Genomic DNA, 21,393 nt, shown 5'->3' on the forward strand with positions numbered 1-21,393 from the left:
ACCACCTGATTTCCCCCGAGGAGACTCTGCGTACCGCTGGTGTCGTCCGCGTGGGCCTGGGCGGAGAAGAGGATCCCCCCACCGACCACGAGGGAGATCTGGAGCCCTCGTCTCATGTATGCGTGCATGGTCGTTCCTTTCCTGGTTGATGCGTGGACGCCCGCAGGTGCGGGCACTGCTCGGACGGCGCCACGAGAGGCGCCGGAGCGGCATCAACCAGGTCGGGAACCCGGCTCCAGGACGGGGCCGGTCGGGAGTGAGAGCGCGCGCGACGGCGCTGCGGGACAACGGCTGTGGGGCAGAGCGAACACCTCAGGCGTCAGGGCGACATCCACGCCGCCGCCGGAGGACCGGGTGGACGCAGAGCCACCGGAGACACCCGTGAGTCCGGGAGCCGGCCCGGGCGCGAACGGCCCCGGGCCCGGGGCTCCGGCCGGCGCAGTCGACGGGGAGGCGTCGACCGCGCCGGCACGACTGGGCGTCGGCACGTCGCTGACCGCAGCTGACGCGTCCTCGACACCGACAGTCGACGAAGGCCCGGCGGCCACGCTGCCGCCCACGGTGGGCGCAGCCACGACACCCGGGAGGTCGGTCGCGACGACGACGTGCGGCGCCCACGGCTCGGCCGCAGCCACGGGGGCTGCGGGAACGGGCACCACCGGCGCCGCGGGAGCGATGACGTCGAGCACGTCGTCGACGACAGGGACCTCCAGGGACGTGTCGGCGTCCGACGTCCCGAGGACGGGAGCCACGACCGCGGCGACCGGCTCGAGCACCGGGCTCGTGACCGGGGCTGCCTGCTTCACGGTGCTGACGACGCGAGAAGTGGTGTGCGACAACGCTTTGCGGGTCGACGTCACCGCTGCCTGAGCAGTCACGTCGACCACTCGCGCGGGCTTCGCGACCACGGCCGCGACCTCGACGACGGGCTTCGTCACGACCTCGGCCACCGGAGATGCCGGCGTCGCGGCCGTCGTCCCGGCCACGGTCGTCGTCGCGGTCTCGAGCACCCGCTCGACCGTCGGGACCGACGTCGTCACCGCCCCCAGCAGCCCTCGGTCGTCGGCACGGGCACTCGTCCAGGACGCGAGGACGAAGCCGCAGGCGATGAAGCCGGCGCACAGCAACAGCCTGGTCAGGCTGACGCGACGGGACCACGCGATCATCGACTTCACCCCCCTACAGAACTAGTCCAAGACTGGTTCCTCCCCACTTCAGCGTAGTCAGGACCGCCGCGGCTATCCCCCGAACGGGTGGTTTCTCAGCACTCGGGTCATGATCCGCACCGTGAGCACCGCTCAACGAGAGACGCCGGTATGCCGTGGCTCACGGCATACCGGCGTCGTGGTCTGTGCGACGGGTCTCGCTACTTCACGAGCGACCGAAGGACGTACTGGAGGATGCCACCGTTGCGGTAGTAGTCGGCCTCACCGGGAGTGTCGATGCGCAGGACGGCGTCGAACGAGACGTCCTCACCACCCTCCTTGGACGCGACGACCTTGACCGTCTTGGGCGTGCGGCCCTCGTTGAGCTCGGTGACGCCGGTGACCGAGAAGGTCTCGGTGCCGTCGAGGCCGAGCGACTCGGCGTTCTGACCCTCCGGGAACTGCAGCGGCAGGACGCCCATGCCGATGAGGTTGGAGCGGTGGATGCGCTCGTAGCTCTCGGTGATGACCGCGCGCACGCCGAGGAGTGCGGTGCCCTTGGCGGCCCAGTCACGCGAGCTGCCCGAGCCGTACTCCTTGCCGGCCAGGATGACGAGCGGGATGCCCTCGGCCTGGTAGTTCGCCGACGCGTCGAAGATCGTGCTCTGCTCGCCGCCCTGGGTGAAGTCGCGGGTGAAGCCACCCTCGACCCCGTCGAGCAGGAGGTTCTTGAGGCGGATGTTGGCGAACGTGCCGCGGATCATGATCTCGTGGTTGCCGCGTCGCGAGCCGTAGGAGTTGAAGTCCTTGCGCTCGACGCCGTGGTCGGCGAGGTACTTGCCGGCGGGGCTGTCGGTCTTGATCGCGCCAGCAGGGCTGATGTGGTCGGTCGTGACCGAGTCGCCCAGCTTGGCGAGGACGCGGGCGCCCTCGATGTCGGTGACCGGCGTGGTCTCCATCTGCATGCCGTCGAAGTACGGAGGCTTGCGGACGTAGGTCGAGCCGGCGTCCCAGTCGAAGGTGTTGCCCTCGGGGGTGGGCAGGCCCTGCCAGCGCTCGTCACCGGCGAAGACGTCGGCGTAGTCGTCGGTGAACAGCTTCTGGCTGATCGCACCGGCGATGGTCGCCTCGACGTCGTTCGGGCTGGGCCAGATGTCCTTGAGGAAGACGTCGTTGCCGTCGGTGTCCTTGCCCAGCGAGTCGGTCTCGAAGTCGAAGTCCATCGTGCCGGCGAGGGCGTAGGCGATGACGAGCGGCGGCGACGCGAGGTAGTTCATCTTCACGTCGGGGTTGATGCGTCCCTCGAAGTTGCGGTTGCCCGAGAGGACCGAGACGACGGCGAGGTCGTTGTCGTTCACGGCCTTGCTCACCTCGTCGATGATCGGGCCCGAGTTGCCGATGCACGTCGTGCAGCCGTAGCCGACGAGGTGGAAGCCGAGCTTCTCGAGGTAGGGCCACATGCCGGCCTTCTCGTAGTAGCCCGTGACGACCTTGGAGCCCGGCGCCATCGACGTCTTGACCCACGGGGCCACCGACAGGCCGCGCTCGACGGCGTTCTTGGCGAGCATCGCAGCCGCCATCATCACCGACGGGTTGGACGTGTTGGTGCACGACGTGATCGAGGCGATCGCGACGATGCCGTGGTCGACCTCGGTCGCCTGGCCGTTGATCGTCAGCGCGACCTTCTTGGTCGGACGGTCGGAGCCGCTGCCCTGGTAGGCCGGCTTGTCCCCACCGTTCTGACCGTCGGGCGAGCCCTGCGGCGTGGGGTCGCTCGCGGGGAACGAGCTCGCCGTGCCGTCGTCACCCTCCTCGTGCGAGACGTAGGTCGGGAGGACCTTGCGGAAGGACTCCTTGGCGTCGGACAGCGCGATGCGGTCCTGGGGACGCTTCGGGCCGGCGATCGACGGGACGACCGTCGACAGGTCGAGCTCGAGACGCTCGGAGTAGCGCGCCTCGGGCTGGTCGGGGCCGGCGTTGAGCCACAGGCCCTGCTCCTTGGCGTAGGCCTCGACGAGGGCCACCGACTCCTCGGAGCGACCGGTGAGGCGGAGGTACTCGAGCGTCACGTCGTCGATCGGGAAGATCGCGCAGGTCGAGCCGAACTCGGGGCTCATGTTGCCGATCGTGGCGCGGTTGGCCAGCGGGACGGCGGAGACGCCCTCGCCGTAGAACTCGACGAACTTGCCGACGACGCCGTGCTTGCGCAGCATCTCGGTGATCGTGAGGACGACGTCGGTCGCCGTGGCGCCCTGGGGCACGGACCCGGAGAGCTTGAACCCGACGACGCGCGGGATGAGCATCGAGACGGGCTGGCCGAGCATGGCCGCCTCGGCCTCGATGCCGCCGACGCCCCAGCCGAGGACGCCGAGGCCGTTGACCATCGTCGTGTGGCTGTCGGTGCCGACGCAGGTGTCGGGGTAGGCGACGGTGCGACCGTCGACCTCGCGGGTCATGACCGTGCGCGCGAGGTGCTCGATGTTGACCTGGTGCACGATGCCGGTGCCCGGGGGGACGACCTTGAAGTCGTCGAACGCCGTCTGGCCCCAGCGCAGGAACTTGTAGCGCTCGTTGTTGCGCTGGTACTCGATCTCGACGTTGCGCTCGAAGGCGTCCGAGCGACCGAACACGTCGATGATCACCGAGTGGTCGATGACGAGCTCGGCCGGCGCGAGCGGGTTGATCTTCTCCGGGTTGCCGCCGAGGTCGGCGACGGCCTCACGCATGGTGGCGAGGTCGACGACGCAGGGGACGCCGGTGAAGTCCTGCATGATCACGCGACCCGGCGTGAACTGGATCTCGGTGTCGGGCTGGGCGTTCTCGTCCCAGCCGCCGAGGGCGCGGATGTGGTCGGCCGTGATGTTGGCGCCGTCCTCGGTGCGCAGGAGGTTCTCGAGGAGAACCTTGAGGCTGTAGGGAAGCGTCTCGCTCCCCTCGACCGCCGCGAGGCGGTAGATGTCGTAGGCCTTGTCGCCCACCTGGAGTTCGCCGTGTGCCTTGAAGCTGTCAGTGCTCGTCACGAGCCTGCTCCCTTCCGCGCGTCATCGCGTGTGTCGGTCCACCGAGTTATCTTGACGTCAAGATACTAGTCGAGGAGTCCTGCTGTCCAACCTTCCCACGCCGCATCCGGTAGTGGAGACGCAGTGCCCGCGCCCTCCCGACGCGCAGCTCGTGGTCGGTCCTCAGCTCGCCGCGGTCGTCGACGTGGACGACGAACTCCTCGTGGATCGGCACGCGGGCGGCCCAGGCCTCACCCCGTGACCCGTGGACGACGACGTAGGCACCGTCACGGCCGAACGCCCGGCTCGCGGACGACAGGACGAGGGCTCCGTCGGCCCGCACCTCGGGCCGCAGGAAGACCTGCACGTTGCCCTTCTCGAGCGGGAAGGTCACGTGCACGCTCGGGCGAGCGGCGCCGGGAAGCGAGCGGACGGCATACGCACCGCTGAAGAGGAACTGGCCAGTGCGGCGGAGGCGACGCAGCCACGCGGCCGAGACCTGGCGACCCTGTCCGTCGACGATCCCGACGATCTCGCTGTCGATCCCGTGGCTCACGTCCAGCGGCTGGACCGGCAGGGCGAGCTGCTGGAGCCGGCGCCCGAAGAGGTGCTCGACGAGCATGCCCCCGGGCTGGAACAGCGGAGACCAGCTCGACCACGCGTCCATCGTCCACGCGCCGGTCCGCTCGTAGAAGTCACGGACGTCCGGCGCGAGGTCGTCCGCCGAGAAGCCGGGTCCGTCGAGCGCCGCGAGGTCAGGAACGAGGCCTCTCTCGCCGCCGCGCTCGACCGTCCCGGACACCGCGGCGGCTGCCGCGTCGAGCCACGACGGCCCGATGACACCTGCCTCGGCGGCCGGGGCGCGCAGCCACGCGTGCTCACCGTCGAGGTCGACCCGGCGCCCCACCGTGCGCCACCACGCACGCGTGCCGGCGTCGAGGACGCGGTAGGCCCTGTCGGCGCTCACGCAGGCGCCGGCTCGAAGATCGCGACGCACTCGACGTGGTGCGTCATCGGGAACGCGTCGAAGGCTCGCAGCGAGGTGAGCGCGTAGCCCCGCTCCATGAGGTATGCCGTGTCCCGGGCGAGCGCTGCCGGGTCGCAGGCGACGTAGGCCAGGGCGCGCGGACGCAGGGCGACGACGGCGCCGACGACGGCCTTGCCGGCGCCGGTGCGCGGCGGGTCGAGGATGACGAGGTCGGCGCTGGGCGGGAGCTGGCCGTGCGGCCGCCGCGGCGCGCTGCGGCGCCGGCCCTTGCGCGAGCCTGCGACCCGACCGGTCGACTCGACGCCGAAGACGTGGTCGACCTGGCCCTGGATGTAGTGCACCCACGGGGTGCGCTCGACGTTGAGCCCGGCCTGTGCCACGGCGACCGCGTCGGACTCGACGGCGACGACCTGACCGGACGGGCCCACGGCCTCGGCCAGCGCGGAGGCAAACACGCCCACGCCGGCATAGAGGTCGAGGCAGCGCTCCCCCGGCTGAGGCTGGAGACCGTCGATGACGGCGTCGACGAAGGTCGCGGCGGCACCGGGGTGGACCTGCCAGAAGCCGCGCGCGCTGACGTCGAACTCGCGCGAGAGGTTCTGTGCCGCAACGGTCTCGGTGACGACAGGTGCGACCGCCTCGTCGGAGGGCACCCGCACGACGACCGCGGGACCGTCGGTGGGCGCGACGACGTCGACGGCCTTCTCCCCGGGCCAGTGGCCCTGCAGGACACCGGTGCCCACGACCTGCTCGTTCGCGATGAGGCAGTCGTCGACGGGGATGAGGTCGTGGCTGCGGTGCCGCCGCATGCCCGCGCGACCGGACTCGTCGACGGCGAACTCGGTGCGGGTGCGCCAGCGCAGGCCGTCGACGTCGCCCGGCACCGGCTCGACGACGACGTCACGCTCGACGTGGGCCAGGCGGCGCAGCTGCTCCTCGACGACGGCGGCCTTGAGCCGTCGCTGCTCCGGGACGGCGACGTGCTGGAAGTCGCAGCCACCGCAGAGGCCGGGACCGGCATACGGGCAGGGAGGTTCGACACGTGCGGGCGACGGCTCGAGGACCTCGACCGCGTCCGCACGCAGGAAGCGGTCGCCGGGACCGCCCTCGGTGACGCGGGCGCGGACCCGCTCCCCCGAGATGGCGTGCCGGACGAAGAGGACACGGCCCTCGTGGCGCGCGACGACGAAGCCGCCGTGCGCGATCGGCCCGGCCTCGACGACGACCTCGTTGCCCACGGAGAGCTCGTCCGCCGCGACCGGGGGCTGGGACTCGCTCATCCCTCGCCGCGCCGGACGTCGCCGGCCACCGGTCCGTCGAGGCGCTCCTCCATGCCCGCCGAGGACGCGAGCTGCCAGGGCACGCTCGACACCATGACGCCGGGCGTGAAGAGCAGGCGGCCCTTGAGGCGCAGCGCGCTCTGGTTGTGCAGGGCCTGCTCCCACCAGTGGCCGAGGACGTACTCGGGGATGTAGACGACGACGATGTCGCGCGGGCTGCCCGAGCGGATCGACTTGACGTAGTCGACGACCGGCCGGGTGATCTCGCGGTAGGGGCTGTCGAGGGCCTTGAGCGGGAGCGGGATCTGGCGGCGGTCCCACTCGGCCTGCAGCGCCTTGGTCTCCTCGGGGTCGACGTCGACGGTGAGGGCCTCGAGGATCGAGGGTCGCGTGGCCCGGGCGTAGGCGAGGGCGCGCAACGTCGGCTTGTGGATCTTGGACACGAGCACGATGGCGTGCACACGGGAGGGCAGCATCTGCTGCTTGGTGTCGGACTCCTCGACGCGCAGCTCGTCGCGGACGCGGTCGTAGTGCTTGCGGATGCGCGTCATGAGGAGGAAGAGCACGACCATGGCGGCGATGGCGTATCCGGCGCCGTGGGTGAACTTCGTGATGAGCACGACGACGAGGACGGTGCCGGACATCGTCGCGCCGACGGCGTTGATCGCCCGGCTGCGCATCATCCGGGCCCTGGCGACGGGCGACTTCTCGAGCCGCAGGTCGCGGTTCCAGTGCCGGACCATGCCGATCTGGCTCAGCGTGAACGAGACGAACACGCCGACGATGTAGAGCTGGATGAGCCGCGTGACCTCGGCGTCGTAGAGGACGACGAGGCCGGCGGCGGCCGCGGCCAGGATGATGATGCCGTTGGAGAAGGCCAGCCGGTCGCCACGGGTGTGCAGCTGGCGCGGGAGGAAGCCGTCGCGGGCGAGGATCGAGCCCAGCACCGGGAAGCCGTTGAACGCCGTGTTGGCGGCGAGCACGAGGATGAGGCCCGTCGTGATCGACACGAAGAGGATGCCGAGGTCGAAGCCGGAGAAGACCGCCTTGGACACCTGGCCCATGACCGTGTCCTGGACATAGCTGTCACCGACCGGCACCCCGTCGCGCAGCAGCTGGCGGGAGGGGTCCTCGGCGAAGTGGACGTCGGTCCAGCGGGACAGCGTGACCATCGAGATGAGCATCGTGATGGACATGGCGCCCATGAGGACGAGCGTCGTGGCGGCGTTGCGGCTCTTGGGCTTCTTGAACGCGGGGACGCCGTTGGAGATGGCCTCGACACCGGTGAGGGCGGCACACCCCGACGAGAAGGCGCGCAGCAGGAGGAAGACGAGGGCGATGCCGCCGATCGTCTCGTAGCCCGGCTCCGGGGCCAGCTCGAGCGGCGCGCTCTCGGCGCCGGGCAGCGTCCCGGTGAGCTGGCGGTAGAGCCCGACGAGCGCCATGCCGAGGACCGCCACCATGAAGAGGTAGACGGGGATCGCGAACGCGGCACCGGACTCGCGGACCCCGCGCAGGTTCATCGCCGTGAGCAGTCCGATGATGACGACGGCGACCACGGCCTCGTGCCCGCGGACGAACTCGAAGGCGGAGGCGGCGTTCTGGACCCCGGAGGAGACCGACACCGCGACCGTGAGGACGTAGTCGACGAGCAGGGCGCTGCCCACCGTGAGCCCCGCCTTGGGGCCGAGGTTGACGCTGGCCACCTCGTAGTCGCCACCGCCCGACGGGTAGGCGTGGACGTTCTGCCGGTAGCTGAGGATGACGACCACCATGACCGCGACGACGGCGAGGGCGATCTTCCACGAGCTGGTGAGCGCCAGGGCCCCACCTGCCATCCCGAGGGTGAGCAGGATCTCGTCCGGGGCGTAGGCGACGGACGAGAGCGCGTCGCTCGCGAAGACGGGGAGGGCGATGCGCTTGGGGAGAAGGGTCTCGCCCAGCCGGTCCGAGCGCATGGCCCGGCCGAGGATGACGCGTTTGACCACGCGGCCAGAGGAACTCACGGCGCCACTCTATGCACCCGCGCGCCCCCTCGCGGCCACGGTGAGCCGGTGTAGCGTCTGATCGTGCATTTCGTCATCATGGGCTGCGGCCGCGTCGGCGCCTCACTGGCCAGGGCTCTCGAGCGAGCCGGCCACGAGGTCGCCATCATCGACCAGGACGAGTCGGCGTTCCGCCGGCTCGGCGCCTCCTTCGAGGGACGCCGTGTCGTGGGGGTCGGCTTCGACCGCGACACCCTGCGCGAGGCCGGGATCTCCGGTGCGTACGCCTTCGCAGCGGTCTCGAGCGGTGACAACTCCAACATCCTCGCGGCCCGGGTGGCGCGCGAGAAGTTCGGCGTCGAGAACGTCGTCGCCCGCATCTACGACCCGGGCCGCGCCGAGATCTACCAGCGCCTCGGCATCCCCACCGTCGCCACGGTGAAGTGGACGAGCGACCAGGTCCTGCGCCGCCTGCTCCCCCAGGGCCACGTGCCCGAGTACACCGACCCCAGTGGTCGCGTCGTCATCGCCGAGATGCCGGTCAACCCCGCGTGGGTGGGTCGCCGCGTCATGGAGATCGAGGAGGTCGTGGGCGGACGCGTCGCCTACGTGAGCCGCCTCGGCGAGGGCATGATCCCCACCCGCGACACCGTCTACCAGGACGGTGACCTCATCCACTTCTCGCTCGACCGCGCCCGCCTCGCCGAGGCCGAGCGAACCCTCGACGCCGCTCCCCCGGCGCACTGACCTCACGACACCCAAGGACAAGCACATGCGCGTCGTCATCGCCGGGGCCGGGAGCGTGGGCCGCTCCATCGCCCGCGAGCTCATCCGCAACGGCCACCAGCTGCTCCTCATCGACCGCGAGGCCGACGGCGAGCGGGTCGCCAAGGTCCCCGACGCCGCCTGGCTCCAGGCCGACGCGTGCGAGCTCACGGCCCTCACCGAGGCCGGGGTCGCCGACTGCGACGTCGTCGTCGCCGCGACCGGTGACGACAAGGCCAACCTCGTCGTCTCGCTGCTCGCCAAGACCGAGTTCGGCGTGCCGCGCACCGTCGCCCGCGTCAACAACCCCAAGAACGAGTGGATGTTCGACGACGCGTGGGGTGTCGACGTCGCCGTCTCGACGCCGCGCCTCATGACGGCCCTCATCGAGGAGGCCGTCTCCGTGGGTGACCTCGTGCGGATCTTCGAGTTCCAGCAGGGTCGCGCCGCCATGGTCGAGATGACACTGCCGGCCGGGAGCCCGTATGCCGGCACCCGGGTCGGCGACATCGCCTTCCCTCCCGACACGGTACTCACCGGCATCATCCGCGGCGGGCACCCCATCGCGCCGAGCCGCGACGACGCCCTCGAGCCGCTCGACGAGCTGCTCTTCATCACGACGACGGACGGCGAGTCCGACCTCGAGTCGATGCTCAGCCCCGGCACCCGTCAGAAGCGCGAGATCGACGACTGATTGCCCCACCGGGAGGCCCCTGGCTCTGCAACTGATTGCCCCACCGGGAGGCTTCGCCTCCCGGTGGGGCAATCAGTTGGAGCGACCGGGCTCGCGGTGGGGCAATCAGTTGCGGCTGGTGGTCAGTCGGCGTCGGAGGCGCGAGCAGCCGTGTCGCGGACGGCCTCGAGCTCCTGGGGCGTGTTGCCGCGGACGAGCAGCCAGCCCATGACGGCCACGCCGCCGATCCACAGCGGCCAGCCGAGGACGATCTTGGCGACGCCGAGAGCCTCCACCTGGGCGGCGAGGTAGAGCGGGACCTGGATCGACAGGCGCACGGCATACAGCGCGACGAGGACCCAGGTGAGCCGCGAGCAGACCCGGACCATGCCGGAGTCGCGGCGCCAGCCGAACGGGTCCTCGGCGGCGCGGGGGTCACCGGCCCCGACGAGGAAGCCGACGACCGGCCAGCGCACGAGGATCGAGACGACCGTGCCGACGAGGTAGCCGCCCGAGAGCAGCATGCCCGGCAGGAAGGCGTCCTCGGCCTTGCCGCTGCGCATCGCGAAGAAGGCGGCCAGCGCGGTGGCGAAGACGGCTCCGAGCACGTGCTGCAGGCTCGAGCGCTGCACGAGGCGGGCGATGGCGAGCACGACGGCCACGCCGACCGCGCACCACACGGCGAGCTTGAGGTCCTGTCGCCACGACCAGACACCGATGAAGGCGATCGTGGGCAGGGCGGTCTCGACCGAGCCGCGCCACCCACCGAGCGCCGTCGACAGGCGGTGCCGGATGAGCTCCTCGACCGTCTCGTCGCTCGTGCGCTCGGTCGGCGTCACCTCGGGGGTCGCGTCGCGGCTCACTTGGTCGGGACGATCTGGTAGGTCGGGTTGAAGATCGTGGGCTGGCCCTTGACCTTGGCGATCCGGCCCTCGGCCGTGAGGAAGACACCGGGGTCGATACCAGCGATCCGGCGCCGGCCCACCCACACGAGGTTGACCGAGCGCTCACCATCGAAGAGCTCGGCCACGAGGACCGGCACGCTCTGCTTCGGCGGGATCGTGATGCAGCGGATGCACCCGGCGACCTTGGCGGGGCGACGCTCGACGAGCTCACCGGCACAGGCCACGGCGGCGTCGGGGTCCGACAGCGTGCGCTCGCGGATCTCGGCCGCCTCGAGCTGCGCGTCGGTCCGGGTCAGGTCGCGGATGCGCTCCTTGAGGCCCATCACCTCACCTCGGTGATCTCTGGTCCGCGTTCGAAGGGGTTGAGGTCGTCGGTCGACGTGGGACCGGCGTCCGGTGCGCCCGGCGCCTCGGGCATCGGGGTGGCCTCCTCCTGCGGCAGGCGCAGCGGGAGCAGCTCGCGCGGAGCCATCGGGTCGCTGCCGCGGACGACGACGGTCTCGCGGAACACCTCGAGCAGCGGGGCGGCGGCGTCGTCGTCGATCGCGCCGCGACCGGAGATGACACCGCGCAGGAACCAGCGCGGGCCATCGACACCGAGGAAGCGCGCCGGGGCGAAGACCGTGCGGCCGTCGGGGCCGGCGCTGGGCATGCGGGTGCGGAGCTCGGTGCCGAGCGGGCCGTCCTCGAGGTCGGCGGTGCCGCCCTGCGTCTCGATGGCGGCGCCGATCTCGGTGCGGATGTCGGCCCAGACGCCACCGGAGCGGGGTGCCGCGAAGGCCTGCAGCTGGAGGGCGGACTCGCCGAACACGGCGGTCGCGGCCACGACGTGCTGCTGCTCCTGGTCGATCTCGAGCCGGAGCTCCATGCCCTCGGCGCCGCGGATGCGCAGCGAACCCAGGTCGAGCCGGCCGTCGTCGTCCTCGACCTCGGTGGCGTCGTAGGGACCGGAGGTGCGGTCGACGGGCGCGTCCGGGGTCACCTCGGGCGCGTCGGTGTCGACGTCCTCGGCCCCGTCGACGACGTCGAGCTCGGTGTCGGTCCCGGCGTCTGCCGCGGTCTCCGCATCGGCCTTGCGCCGGCGAAAGATGCTCACTGCGTGGTCACTTCCTCAAAAGGGTCAAGTGGGGTACTCGTTCCGAATCCCCCGGTGGATCCATGTCCAGTGTCCCCCCGGACGCTCTCCGGGAGCGAGTCGGCCTCGGAGAACTCGGCGTGGAGGTATTCCTGCACGACGAGCTGGGCGATCCGGTCGCCCACCTCGACGGTGAAGTCCTCGCGCGGGTCGAGGTTGACGAGGTTGACGAGGATCTCTCCCCGGTAGCCCGAGTCCACCGTCCCCGGCGCGTTGACGACGGTGATCCCGTGCCGCGCCGCGAGGCCGGACCTCGGGTGGACGAGCCCGACGGTGCCCGCCGGCAGCGCGATCGCGATGCCGGTCGGGACGAGGGCCCGCTCCCCCGGGGCGAGCGTCACGCTCGCCACCGCGGTGAGGTCCGCCCCGGCGTCACCATCGGACGCGTATGCCGGGATGCGGGCTTCCGGAGTGAGCCTGCGGAAGGTCACCGGAATGCGAGAAGGGCCAGTCACGGGGACTGACCCTATCTCGGTCTCAGGCCCTCGCGGACCGCGTGTCTGCACCGCTCAGGCGGCGCACTCGCTGCAGATCATCTGGCCGTTCTTCTCGGACGCCAGCTGGCTGCGGTGATGCACGAGGAAGCACCGCGAACACGTGAACTCGTCGGCCTGACGCGGGATGACCCGCACCGACATCTCCTCGCCCGAGAGGTCGGCGCCCGGGAGCTCGAAGCCCTCGGCCTGCTCGGTCTCGTCGACATCCACGCTGGAGGATCGCTTGTCGTTGCGACGAGTCTTGAGCTCCTCGATGGAGTCCTCGGACAGCTCGTCGTCGGTCTTGCGTGGCGCGTCGTAGTCAGTCGCCATTGCGCTCCTTTCCAAAGTCCTGTGGTCAGTTCCGGAGGCAGTTCCGGGACACTGACGGTCCTGCTTCGCCCAGTCAACGCATGGACCGGCGATTTTGTGCCCGTGCGAGCGGCGATTGTGCACCATCGGCGAGTTTCCCGCCACGGCGGGGCTGAGACTAGCCCTCCAGGTGCCGCCGCGTCCCCGTTTCGACGACGTCCGGGAAGGCGTCGGCGAGCCCGGGGGCGCAGGCCCACGTGAGCGCCTCGCCCGGCCCGTCGAACCCGCCGACGTGGACGCCCGCCTCGAGGGCGACGAGCCACCCGGCGGCGAGGTCCCAGGGGTTGAGCCCGGTCTCGTAGTAGGCGTCGACCCGACCCGCGGCCACGGCGCACAGGTCGAGGGCGGCGCTGCCCGCCCGGCGGATGTCGCGGATCTGCGGGAGGAGGTCGAGCACGAGGCGACCCTGACGCTCACGGCGCTCCGCGGCATACCCGAACCCCGTGGCCACGAGGGCCTGGCCGAGCGAGTCGCAGGCGGTCGGCGCCAAGGGGCGCTGGCTCTCGCCGACGACGAGGCGTGCGCCGGCTCCCGCGCGGGCGCTGAAGAGCTCGTCGGTCACCGGGTTGAAGACCACGCCCGCGAAGGGACGCCACCCACCCGGGACGGACGGGTCGCCGACCACGGCGGCGACGGACACGGCATACGCAGGTATGCCGTAGAGGTAGTTGACGGTCCCGTCGATCGGGTCGATGACCCAGGTGATGCCGGAGGTGCCGGTCGCTCCCCCGTCCTCCTCGCCGAGGACCGCGTCGTCGGGGCGGGCCTCGCGCAACCGCGCCAGGAGGTGGTCCTGCGAGGCCTGGTCCATCGCGGTGACGACGTCGGTGGCGGTCGACTTGGTCGCCGCGACCTCGACGGCGTCGGGCCGTTCGTCGACCACGAGACGGCCGGCGGAGCGGGCGACGTCGGCGGCGAGGGCCTCGAGGGCGGCCGCGAGGGTGTCGTCGGGGAGCGTGAGGTCCATGTCAGTCCCGCCCGCAGAGCGCCGGCTTGGCGGCGCGCAGGTTCGGGCAGCAGCCGCCGGCGCAGATCGAGGGCCGCACGTCGCCGCCGTCGGCCTGGGCGGGCACCACGAGCTCGTCGCGGGCCTCGGCGGCCCGCTCGTGGACGAGGTCGACGAGCGCCTCGACGAAGAGCGGGTGGGTGCCGGCAGTGGGGACCCGGGCGAAGCGGACGTCCACGCGGTCGGCCGTCTCCTTGGCCTCGCGGTCGAGGTCGTTGACGACCTCCATGTGGTCGGAGACGAAGCCGATCGGTGCGACGACCACGGTCCGCACGCCCTCGGCGGCGAGCTCCTCGATGCGGTCGTTGACGTCGGGTTCGAGCCACGGCGTGCGCGGGCTGCCGGAGCGCGAGCAGAAGACGAGCTCGTGCTCGAGCGAGGTGCCCGTGCGCTCGGCCAGCCCCTGCGCGACGAGACGGCCGGTGCGCAGGTGCTGCTCGACGTAGAGGTTGCCGTCGCCGTCACCCGGGCCAGAGGTGTCGTCCATGGCGTTGGGGACCGAGTGCGTGACGAAGAGCAGCCGGGTCGTGGCGGGGTCGAGGTCGGGGATGGCCTCGACGGTCTCGACGAGGTGCTCGGTGTTGACGGCGACGAAGCCGGGGTGCAGCGCGTAGGGCCGGATCTTGTCGATGACGAGGTCGGCGGCGGCGATGCCGAGCTCGTCGGTCGCGGCGGCGAGGTCCTCGCGGTACTGACGGCAGCCGGAGTACGACGAGTAGGCCGACGTCACGACCACGCACAGGCGCAGCAGGCCCTCGGCCCGGGCCGCACGGAGCGTGTCGGTGACGAACGGGTCGCTGTTGCGGTTGCCCCAGAGGACCGGGACCGCCGAGCCGCGACCGGCGATCTCGGTCTCGAGCGCGGCGAGCAGGGCGCGGTTCTGGTCGTTGATCGGGCTGCGGCCACCGAAGTGGTGGTAGTGGGTGGCCACCTCCTCGAGGCGCTCCTCGGGGATGTCGCGCCCGGCGGTCACGCGACGCAGGAACGGCATGACCTCCTCGGGCGCCTCGGGGCCACCGAAGGAGAGCAGGAGGACGGCGTCATAGGGGGCGAGGGCGTCCTCGTCGGACTGGATCGGCATACCCACAACCTAACGAGCCCCGGATGAGGAGTGGCGCCCGGCGTGGGCTGCTTTGGAACAGGGGTCGAAGGTGGCACAGTCGAGGGTGTCCAGACCACAGCCCGGGAGATCACTGATGAAGGACCTTCGTCTCATCGGCGTCCACGAGGACGGCGACCACGTCCTCCTCTCCGACGTCGAGGGCCAGCGCTACCGGGCACCCCTCGACGAGGCCATGCGCGCGGCGGCCCGCCGCGACCGCCCCCGTCTGGGGCAGCTCCAGATCGAGATCGACGGCGGCCTGCGTCCCCGCGACGTCCAGTCCCTCATCCGCTCCGGCCTCTCGACCGAGGAGGTCGCCGACCGCGCCGGCTGGACGGTCGAGAAGGTGCAGCGGTTCGAGGGCCCTGTGCTCGCCGAGCGCGAGTACATCGCCAACCAGGCCCGCGCCTGCGTCATCGGCACGGTGCGCCTCACCTCGGGTCCGAGCGCAGGCACGGTCACCGAGCAGACGCTGGGCTCACGGGCCGACGAGCGCTTCAAGGAGCGCGGCGTCCCCGGCGAGCTCGTGCGCTGGGACTCGGCCCGGCTCGACGACGGTCGCTGGACCGTCACCGCGACCTTCCCCGCCGGTGGGCGTGAGCGCGCCGGCGCCTGGACCTTCGACCCCCGGCTCAAGTCGCTGCTGGCCACCAACGACGAGGCCCGCTGGCTCAGCGAGGAGGCACGGAGCGACTCGGCCATCCCGACGCCGCACATCGCGACGACCGCCAACCCGGCGAGTGCCGTCTTCGACGTCGAGGCCGAGGGTGGCGTCGACGACCCGCGCCCCGCCCGCAAGGACTCGGCACGCGAGCCGATCGACCTCATGGCGGCGATGCGCGAGCAGTCCAGCCGCTCGCGCCGTGGCCGTGGCCGCACCCGGTCCACCCCGACCCGCACCCCGGGCGACGAGGCTCCTCGCGAGGACGCCCTGCCGCTCGAGGAGCTCGTGGGCGACCCGGCCGAGGCTCCGGAGCCCCCTGCGGCCCGCGGCGCCCACCCCATCGCCGCCCACCTCGACGAGCGCGCCGGCACCGTCACCGAGGACGACCTCGTCCACCTGGCCCGCATGGACGCGCTGCACGACGTCGAGTCCGACGAGGACCTGCCCGAGGAGCCCGCCGACGAGGCGGAGGACGAGGTCGAGGACGAGGTCGAGGACTCCACGCCCGAGCCCACCCCGGCACCGGCCCCCGCTCGCAGGAGCACGGGACGCAAGAGCGGTCGCAAGAGCGTCCCGAGCTGGGACGACATCATGTTCGGCGGAGGACGCGGCGGCGCCTGAGCCACCCACCACCCACGGCTGACACGTGCGAGAGGGCCCACGCCCCAGCCGAGCTCAGCCGCGGGGCGGCACCGGGCAGACGTCGAGGTCGTCGAACGGCAGCACGTCCGGCGTGGTCGACGCCAGCCGTGCAGCGTGGCTGCTCATCCGCCGCATGTAGTGACGCCGGCAGAGCACCTCGTACTCGACGAGCGTGTCGCTCGCGGTGGCCGTGTCGCCGACGACGACCTGCTCGCCCTCGACCACCATGACGCCGTCGATGATGCGGGCGTTGTGGGTGGCGCGGTCACCGCACCAGCACAGGGCCGCGACCTGGAGCACCTGGACGCGGTCGGCGAGCTCGAACAGGCGCTTGGACCCGGGGAAGAGCTCGGTGCGGAAGTCGGCGGTGATGCCGAAGCAGTTCACGTCGATGCCGAGCTCGTCGACGATGCGGGCGAGCTGCTCGATCTGGGCGGCGGTGTAGAACTGCGCCTCGTCACAGATGAGGTAGTCGACCCGCTGGGCGTGGGTGAGGTGCTCGACGACAACGTCCCAGAAGTCGAGGTCGTCACCGACCTCGTGGGCCTGGGTGGAGAGGCCGAGCCGCGAGGACAGCACCGACTCGCCCATCCGGTCGAGCTTGGTGAAGATCAGCCCGACCCGGGAGCGCGCCCGGTGGTTGTGGTCCATCTGGAGGGCAAGGGTCGACTTGCCACAGTCCATCGTTCCCGAGAAGAAGACGAGCTCAGCCACGAGGCGACACCTTATGTCGACCGCGCCGCGACGTGGAACATCGGCACGGGCACCTCGTCGTCGGTGAGCGACCCGTGCAGCCCGATGAGGGCGAGGAGCTCGGGTCGGTGGTGGCGTGAGTCGACGACGGCGTGGTCGTCCCGCATCGCGACGACGACGTCGCCGATGCGTGCCAGGTGCTCGTCGTGCACCGCTCCGAACAGGCCTTCGGCCACGGCCTGCTCCCGGGACAGCACCCACGCGAAGCTCCCGATCCGCGCCTGCCACGTCGCGAGGACGTCGTCGGTGGCTCCGGGCTCGCAGTAGAGCTGCGGAGCCCGCGGCTCACCACCGGAGTGGCGCACCCCGGCGGCCAGCTCCGTGTCGTGGGCGAGGTCGAGGCGGTTGGCCATCGGCACGTCGACCATGCCGTGGTCGGCGGTGATCGTCAGCGAGCAGTCGTCGGGCAGGCCCTGGGCCAGCCGCGCCAGGGCCCGGTCGATCGTCTCGAGCTCGTCACCCCACTGCCACGACTGGCAGCCGTGGACGTGCCCGACCTTGTCGAGCTCGCCCCAGTAGAGGTAGGTCAGGGTGCGCTGCTTGGTGCGTGCGTGCGCCAGCGTGGCGTCGACCCGGGCGTCGAGCGACTGCGCCGCGACGAAGCGCCCACCGCGCAGGGCAGCCCGCGTCAGCCCGGACCCGTCGAAGAACCCCGGCCCGATGCGGACCACGTCGAGGCCCGCACCGGCGGCCCGCTCGAACCACGTCCTGCGCGGCTGCCAGCGCTCGGGCACGGGGCCGTCCTCCCAGGACAGCTCGTTGAGCAGCCGATCCTCGCCGGGGACGAGCACCTCGAACCCCACGAGCCCGTGAGAGCCCGGGGAAAGGCCTGTCCCGAACGACCCCATCGAGACCGGGGTCGTCGACGGGAAGCCCGACGCGATGCGCCGCCCCGCGCCGAACTGTCCCCGCAGCCACGGCGCATGCCCACCACGGCGCCGGAGCAGGTCGTAGCCCAGCCCGTCGACGAGCACGACGACGGCGCTCCTCGCCGGCGGCAGGACCCAGCGAGCCGGGAGCCCCTCGTCGCCGGCCGGCTCCCCCACGCCGAGCGCCGAGACGACCGAGGGCAGGACGTCGCCGAGACCGCCCTCGCCGTAGGCCGGCGCGGGCGCCGGCGCGCCCCCCGGCCCGCCCGCCGGCATGCCTGCCGTCACTCGCCGAGCGAGGCCGAGAGCGCATGCGCGAACGAGATCGCCTGCCGCAGGGCCGGGTCACCGTCGGCGGTGGCCGACACGCGCAGGGCGATGTCGTCGCTCGAGATCGTGCCGTCGTAGCCGTGGTCGGCGTCGCAGCCGGGCTCACCACACGTGGCGGGCAGCAGGTCGACGCGGCTCACCGCACCCCAGCCGAGGGTGAGCGTCAGCTCGCGGCCGAGGGAGCCGGGCACGTAGTTCTGGGGGTCGGGGACGACGTGGGTCAGCATGACGCCGCGGACCGCCGACAGCGGGATGCTCTCGGTCGTCGCGGTCGCGACCTCGCCCTCGGCGGTGCTGGCGCCACTCACCGCACCCTCGTCGGCGTGGTCGTCGGCGTGCGCGATGACGAGCCGTGAGGAGGTGAGCACGAGCACGGTGACGTGGCGACGGATGACGTCGCGGTCGAAGGTCGTCTCGAGGTGGACGAGGTGCGAGAGCACGTCCTCACCGGCCAGGGCCGCGGAGACCACGTCGGCGACGAGCGCCGGGTAGTAGCCGGCGCGCTCGATCGCATCGGTGAGGTCGCCCGGCAGGGTCGGGACGTCGAACGTGCGCTTCATGCCCCCATTCTGCCGCACCGGGCGACATCGGCCTCCCACGCCGGGGAACGGCTCAGGTGAGCGAGCGCCGCCCGGGGTCGGCCCGGCGCGCGACCGGTGCCACCGTGACCTCGGCGCCGAGCACCTGGACGCCGCCGGGATGGGCGTTGACCGGGTTGAGCTTGAGCGAGACCACCTCGGGCATGTCGTCGCTGATGACCGAGACCCGGGCGATGAGGTCCGCGAGCGCCGCCCGGTGGACGGGCGTCGACCCACGGTGGCCGTGGAGCACGGGAGCGGCCTTGACCGACGAGATGAGCTCGGAGACCGCGACGTCGGTGAGCGGCGGAATCCGGTGCGCGATGTCGTCGAGCAGCTCGGTCGGCAGCCCGGACACCCCGAAGCTCACGACCGGCCCGAACAGCGCGTCCTCGTCGGCGGTGACGACGCACGCCACGCCCGGGGTCGCCATCCGCTGGACCTCGAGCTGTCCCGCGGCCAGCGGCGACAGCCGCTCGTGCAGCGACGCCCACGCCTCGCGGACCGCCTGCTCTCCCCCGAGGTCCACGCGCACGCCCGTGACACCGCCCTGGTGCCGCAGCATCGGCGCCGTCGACTTGAGCACCACGGGGTAGCCGATGGCCTCGGCGGCGGCCACCGCCTCCTCGACGCTCGTCGCCTTGCGGGAGGGCCAGACCTCGATCCCGTATGCCGTGAGGAGCGCGGCGGTCTCGTCGGGGTCGAGCCGGCGCCCCTCGGGGCTCACCGAGAGCACCGTCTGGACGACGTCCTCCGCGACACGGCGGTTGATGCCGGCCGGGGCGACCGGGATCCCGTGGTCCTTCTTGCGCCACTCGGCGTACTTGGTGGCCTTGGCGAGAGCGTAGGCCGCGTCCTCCGGCATCGCGTAGATCGGGATGGCCTGCCCCGTGCCGCCCTCGTCCATCGAGGTCGACGAGTCCACGCCCCGCATGCCGAGGAACGTGGCGACACAGGTCTTGTCGGAGCCGCGCGCGGCCATCCGCACCGCCTCGGTGACGTCCTCGTCGTGCGCGACGATCGGCGGGATGAAGCAGGTGAGCACCGAGTCGACGTCGGGGTCGTCGAACGCGCGCGCGAGTGCCTCGCGGAACTCCTCGACCGTGGCCTCGGTCGGCAGGCTGACCGGGCCGTGCGTGACGGTGAGGCCCCGCCCGGCCACGGCGCCCGCGGACAGCGCCCCCAGCGCCGCCGAGTTGCCGACGATCGCGATCCGGCGCCCGGCTGGCAGCGGCTGGTGGACGAGCAGCTGGGCGACGTCGAACATCTGGTGCACGTTGGACACGCGGATCGTCCCGGCCTGACGGAGCATCGCGGCGAACACGGCCGGCCGGACCTTGGTCGAGCGGACCCGGTGCCCGGGCGGGACGCCGTAGGACGAGACACCGGACTGCACGACGATGACCGGCTTGATGAGCCCGAGGTTGCGCGCGATCCGCGAGAACTTGCGCGGGTTGCCCATCGACTCGAGGTAGAGCCCGACGGCGTGCGTCTCGTCGTCGTCGATCCAGTACTGCATGAGGTCGTTGCCGGACACGTCGACGCGGTTGCCCGCGGAGGCGAAGACCGAGATCCCGAGGTTGCGGCGGGCCGCCGAGGCGAGCACCGCGATGCCGAGCGCACCCGACTGCGCGAAGAGCCCGAGGTGCCCGTGCGGGGGCATCGACGGCGACAGCGAGACGTTGAGCGAGAAGTCCTTGTCGGTGTTGATGAGCCCGAACGAGTTGGGGCCGACGATCCGCATGCCCGAGCCGCGGACCCGGCGCACGAGCTCGGCCTGCAGCTCGTCGCCCTCTCCCCCGCCCTCACCGAAGCCGGAGCTGACGACGAGCAGCGCCCCCACGCCCGCCGCGGCGCAGTCGTCGACGACCTTGAGGACCTTCTCGGCCGGGACCGCGACCACGGCCAGGTCGACCGGGCCGGGGACGTCCGCGATCGTGTCGTATGCCGTCCGCCCCAGGATCTTGCGTGCCTTGGCGTTGACCGGGTGCGCCTCACCGGTGAACCCGGCGTCGAGGAGGTTCTTGAGGAAGTGGTGGCCCATCGACTTCTCGGAGCGCCCCGCACCGATGACGGCGACCGTGCGGGGCCGCAGGATCCGGCTCACGCTGATCGCCTCGGCGCGGTGCTCGCGCGACATCGCCACGGCCTTGGACCGGTCCGTCGGCTCGATGTCGAAGTGGAGGGCGACCACGCCGTCCTCGACCTTGCGGGTGACCTCGTAGCCGGCCTCCGAGAAGACGGTGAGCATCTTGCGGTTCTGCGGCAGCACCTCGGCGGTGAAGCGGGTGATGCCGAACTCCTGCGCGATGGCGGCGAGGTGCTCGAGGAGGACCGACCCGACGCCGCGGCCCTGGTAGTGGTCGCTGACGTTGAACGCGACCTCGGCCGAGCCCGGCTCGATCCGGTCGTAGCGACCGATCCCGATGATGTCCTCGCGCAGCGTGAGCACGAGCGCCACGCGGTCCTCGTAGTCCACGTGGGTGAAGCGGTGGACGTCCTTGTCGGACAGCCGCTTGAGCGGTGCGAAGAACCGGAGGTAGATCGACTCCTCGGACTGGCGCGAGTGGAACTCGTGGATCGCCGCCTCGTCCGACGGGCGGATCGGCCGCAGGTGGGCCACGCTCCCGTCGCGAAGCACGACGTCGGCCTCCCACTGCACCGGATAGCCCGGCGGGAGCTCGACGTGCTGGGTCATGCCGCAATCGTGTCACGAGACGATGGGG

Annotated in this window: 19 protein-coding genes; 3 read left to right on the forward strand and 16 right to left on the reverse strand. The window is 71.6% G+C overall.

Annotated features, from left to right (window positions below):
* Positions 1-212 precede the first annotated feature (212 nt).
* The 5 genes from KLO01_RS15255 to KLO01_RS15275 all read right to left on the reverse strand — a co-directional run bounded on the left by KLO01_RS15255 (position 213) and on the right by KLO01_RS15275 (position 8,418).
* Positions 213-1,175, reverse strand: a complete 963-nt coding sequence (locus KLO01_RS15255; RefSeq protein ID WP_147066731.1) for a hypothetical protein — start codon at positions 1,173-1,175, stop codon at positions 213-215.
* A 191-nt stretch (positions 1,176-1,366) separates the two neighbouring features.
* A complete protein-coding gene (acnA, locus tag KLO01_RS15260) occupies positions 1,367-4,165 on the reverse strand; it encodes an aconitate hydratase AcnA (RefSeq protein ID WP_147066734.1) in 2,799 nt (932 codons plus the stop codon).
* Between the two features lie 46 nt (positions 4,166-4,211).
* Entirely contained in the window at positions 4,212-5,111 is a 900-nt protein-coding gene (locus tag KLO01_RS15265) for a hypothetical protein (RefSeq protein ID WP_147066736.1), read from the reverse strand.
* On the reverse strand, positions 5,108-6,412 hold the full coding sequence (locus KLO01_RS15270) for a class I SAM-dependent RNA methyltransferase (RefSeq protein ID WP_147066738.1): 1,305 nt from the start codon (positions 6,410-6,412) through the stop codon (positions 5,108-5,110). Before KLO01_RS15270 ends, KLO01_RS15265 begins: the two co-directional genes overlap by 4 nt.
* Entirely contained in the window at positions 6,409-8,418 is a 2,010-nt protein-coding gene (locus KLO01_RS15275; RefSeq protein ID WP_371860280.1) for an APC family permease, read from the reverse strand. Before KLO01_RS15275 ends, KLO01_RS15270 begins: the two co-directional genes overlap by 4 nt.
* Positions 8,419-8,481: 63 nt before the next feature.
* Between KLO01_RS15275 and KLO01_RS15280 the strand changes: the two genes are divergently transcribed.
* Complete coding sequence (locus KLO01_RS15280) at positions 8,482-9,144, forward strand: potassium channel family protein (protein ID WP_147066740.1); 663 nt, start codon at positions 8,482-8,484, stop codon at positions 9,142-9,144.
* A 25-nt stretch (positions 9,145-9,169) separates the two neighbouring features.
* Complete coding sequence (locus KLO01_RS15285; RefSeq protein ID WP_147066742.1) at positions 9,170-9,856, forward strand: potassium channel family protein; 687 nt, start codon at positions 9,170-9,172, stop codon at positions 9,854-9,856.
* A 122-nt stretch (positions 9,857-9,978) separates the two neighbouring features.
* On the opposite strand, the gene KLO01_RS15290 is transcribed toward KLO01_RS15285, so the two are convergent.
* The 7 genes from KLO01_RS15290 to KLO01_RS15320 all read right to left on the reverse strand — a co-directional run bounded on the left by KLO01_RS15290 (position 9,979) and on the right by KLO01_RS15320 (position 14,810).
* Complete coding sequence (locus KLO01_RS15290) at positions 9,979-10,698, reverse strand: DUF3159 domain-containing protein (RefSeq protein ID WP_147066744.1); 720 nt, start codon at positions 10,696-10,698, stop codon at positions 9,979-9,981.
* A complete protein-coding gene (locus KLO01_RS15295; protein WP_147066746.1) occupies positions 10,695-11,063 on the reverse strand; it encodes an OB-fold nucleic acid binding domain-containing protein in 369 nt (122 codons plus the stop codon). The genes KLO01_RS15290 and KLO01_RS15295 overlap by 4 nt, the downstream gene beginning before the upstream one ends.
* A complete protein-coding gene (locus KLO01_RS15300; protein ID WP_222611999.1) occupies positions 11,063-11,836 on the reverse strand; it encodes a DUF3710 domain-containing protein in 774 nt (257 codons plus the stop codon). The genes KLO01_RS15295 and KLO01_RS15300 overlap by 1 nt, the downstream gene beginning before the upstream one ends.
* Positions 11,833-12,330, reverse strand: coding sequence for a dUTP diphosphatase (gene dut / locus KLO01_RS15305; protein WP_147066748.1), 498 nt, complete (start codon positions 12,328-12,330; stop codon positions 11,833-11,835). Before dut ends, KLO01_RS15300 begins: the two co-directional genes overlap by 4 nt.
* Positions 12,331-12,384: 54 nt before the next feature.
* A complete protein-coding gene (locus KLO01_RS15310; protein ID WP_035914068.1) occupies positions 12,385-12,684 on the reverse strand; it encodes a DUF4193 domain-containing protein in 300 nt (99 codons plus the stop codon).
* A gap of 157 nt (positions 12,685-12,841) precedes the next feature.
* Positions 12,842-13,690, reverse strand: a complete 849-nt coding sequence (locus tag KLO01_RS15315) for an inositol monophosphatase family protein (RefSeq protein WP_147066750.1) — start codon at positions 13,688-13,690, stop codon at positions 12,842-12,844.
* Position 13,691: 1 nt separating this feature from the next.
* Positions 13,692-14,810, reverse strand: a complete 1,119-nt coding sequence (locus KLO01_RS15320; RefSeq protein ID WP_147066752.1) for a ferrochelatase — start codon at positions 14,808-14,810, stop codon at positions 13,692-13,694.
* Positions 14,811-14,925: 115 nt separating this feature from the next.
* Between KLO01_RS15320 and sepH the strand changes: the two genes are divergently transcribed.
* Complete coding sequence (sepH, locus tag KLO01_RS15325) at positions 14,926-16,116, forward strand: septation protein SepH (RefSeq protein WP_147066754.1); 1,191 nt, start codon at positions 14,926-14,928, stop codon at positions 16,114-16,116.
* Positions 16,117-16,170: 54 nt separating this feature from the next.
* On the opposite strand, the gene KLO01_RS15330 is transcribed toward sepH, so the two are convergent.
* Genes KLO01_RS15330 through KLO01_RS15345 form a run of 4 tightly spaced genes read right to left on the reverse strand, consistent with a single transcriptional unit; the run spans position 16,171 to position 21,365 of the window.
* Complete coding sequence (locus tag KLO01_RS15330; protein WP_147066756.1) at positions 16,171-16,851, reverse strand: thymidine kinase; 681 nt, start codon at positions 16,849-16,851, stop codon at positions 16,171-16,173.
* 11 nt (positions 16,852-16,862) lie between these two features.
* Positions 16,863-18,035: an alkaline phosphatase family protein gene (locus tag KLO01_RS15335; protein ID WP_147066952.1), complete on the reverse strand. Its 1,173-nt coding sequence runs from the start codon at positions 18,033-18,035 to the stop codon at positions 16,863-16,865.
* A gap of 8 nt (positions 18,036-18,043) precedes the next feature.
* Entirely contained in the window at positions 18,044-18,649 is a 606-nt protein-coding gene (locus tag KLO01_RS15340; protein ID WP_147066759.1) for a DUF5998 family protein, read from the reverse strand.
* A 52-nt stretch (positions 18,650-18,701) separates the two neighbouring features.
* The gene (locus KLO01_RS15345) at positions 18,702-21,365 is read right to left on the reverse strand and encodes a bifunctional acetate--CoA ligase family protein/GNAT family N-acetyltransferase (RefSeq protein ID WP_147066761.1); all 2,664 of its coding nucleotides are present in this window, start codon (positions 21,363-21,365) and stop codon (positions 18,702-18,704) included.
* Between the last annotated feature and the right edge of the window lie 28 nt (positions 21,366-21,393).

The sequence above is a fragment of the Knoellia locipacati genome (genome assembly GCF_007992835.1).
Lineage (GTDB): Bacteria > Actinomycetota > Actinomycetes > Actinomycetales > Dermatophilaceae > Knoellia > Knoellia locipacati.

Coding starts and splice junctions, on each gene's coding strand:
- KLO01_RS15345 (WP_147066761.1), bottom strand. CDS start 21,365: ATGACCCAGCACGTCGAGCTCCCGCCGGGCTATCCGGTGCAGTGGGAG.
- KLO01_RS15315 (WP_147066750.1), bottom strand. CDS start 13,690: ATGGACCTCACGCTCCCCGACGACACCCTCGCGGCCGCCCTCGAGGCC.
- KLO01_RS15335 (WP_147066952.1), bottom strand. CDS start 18,035: ATGCCGGCGGGCGGGCCGGGGGGCGCGCCGGCGCCCGCGCCGGCCTAC.
- KLO01_RS15310 (WP_035914068.1), bottom strand. CDS start 12,684: ATGGCGACTGACTACGACGCGCCACGCAAGACCGACGACGAGCTGTCC.
- KLO01_RS15270 (WP_147066738.1), bottom strand. CDS start 6,412: ATGAGCGAGTCCCAGCCCCCGGTCGCGGCGGACGAGCTCTCCGTGGGC.
- KLO01_RS15285 (WP_147066742.1), top strand. CDS start 9,170: ATGCGCGTCGTCATCGCCGGGGCCGGGAGCGTGGGCCGCTCCATCGCC.
- KLO01_RS15295 (WP_147066746.1), bottom strand. CDS start 11,063: ATGGGCCTCAAGGAGCGCATCCGCGACCTGACCCGGACCGACGCGCAG.
- KLO01_RS15340 (WP_147066759.1), bottom strand. CDS start 18,649: ATGAAGCGCACGTTCGACGTCCCGACCCTGCCGGGCGACCTCACCGAT.
- sepH (WP_147066754.1), top strand. CDS start 14,926: ATGAAGGACCTTCGTCTCATCGGCGTCCACGAGGACGGCGACCACGTC.
- KLO01_RS15320 (WP_147066752.1), bottom strand. CDS start 14,810: ATGCCGATCCAGTCCGACGAGGACGCCCTCGCCCCCTATGACGCCGTC.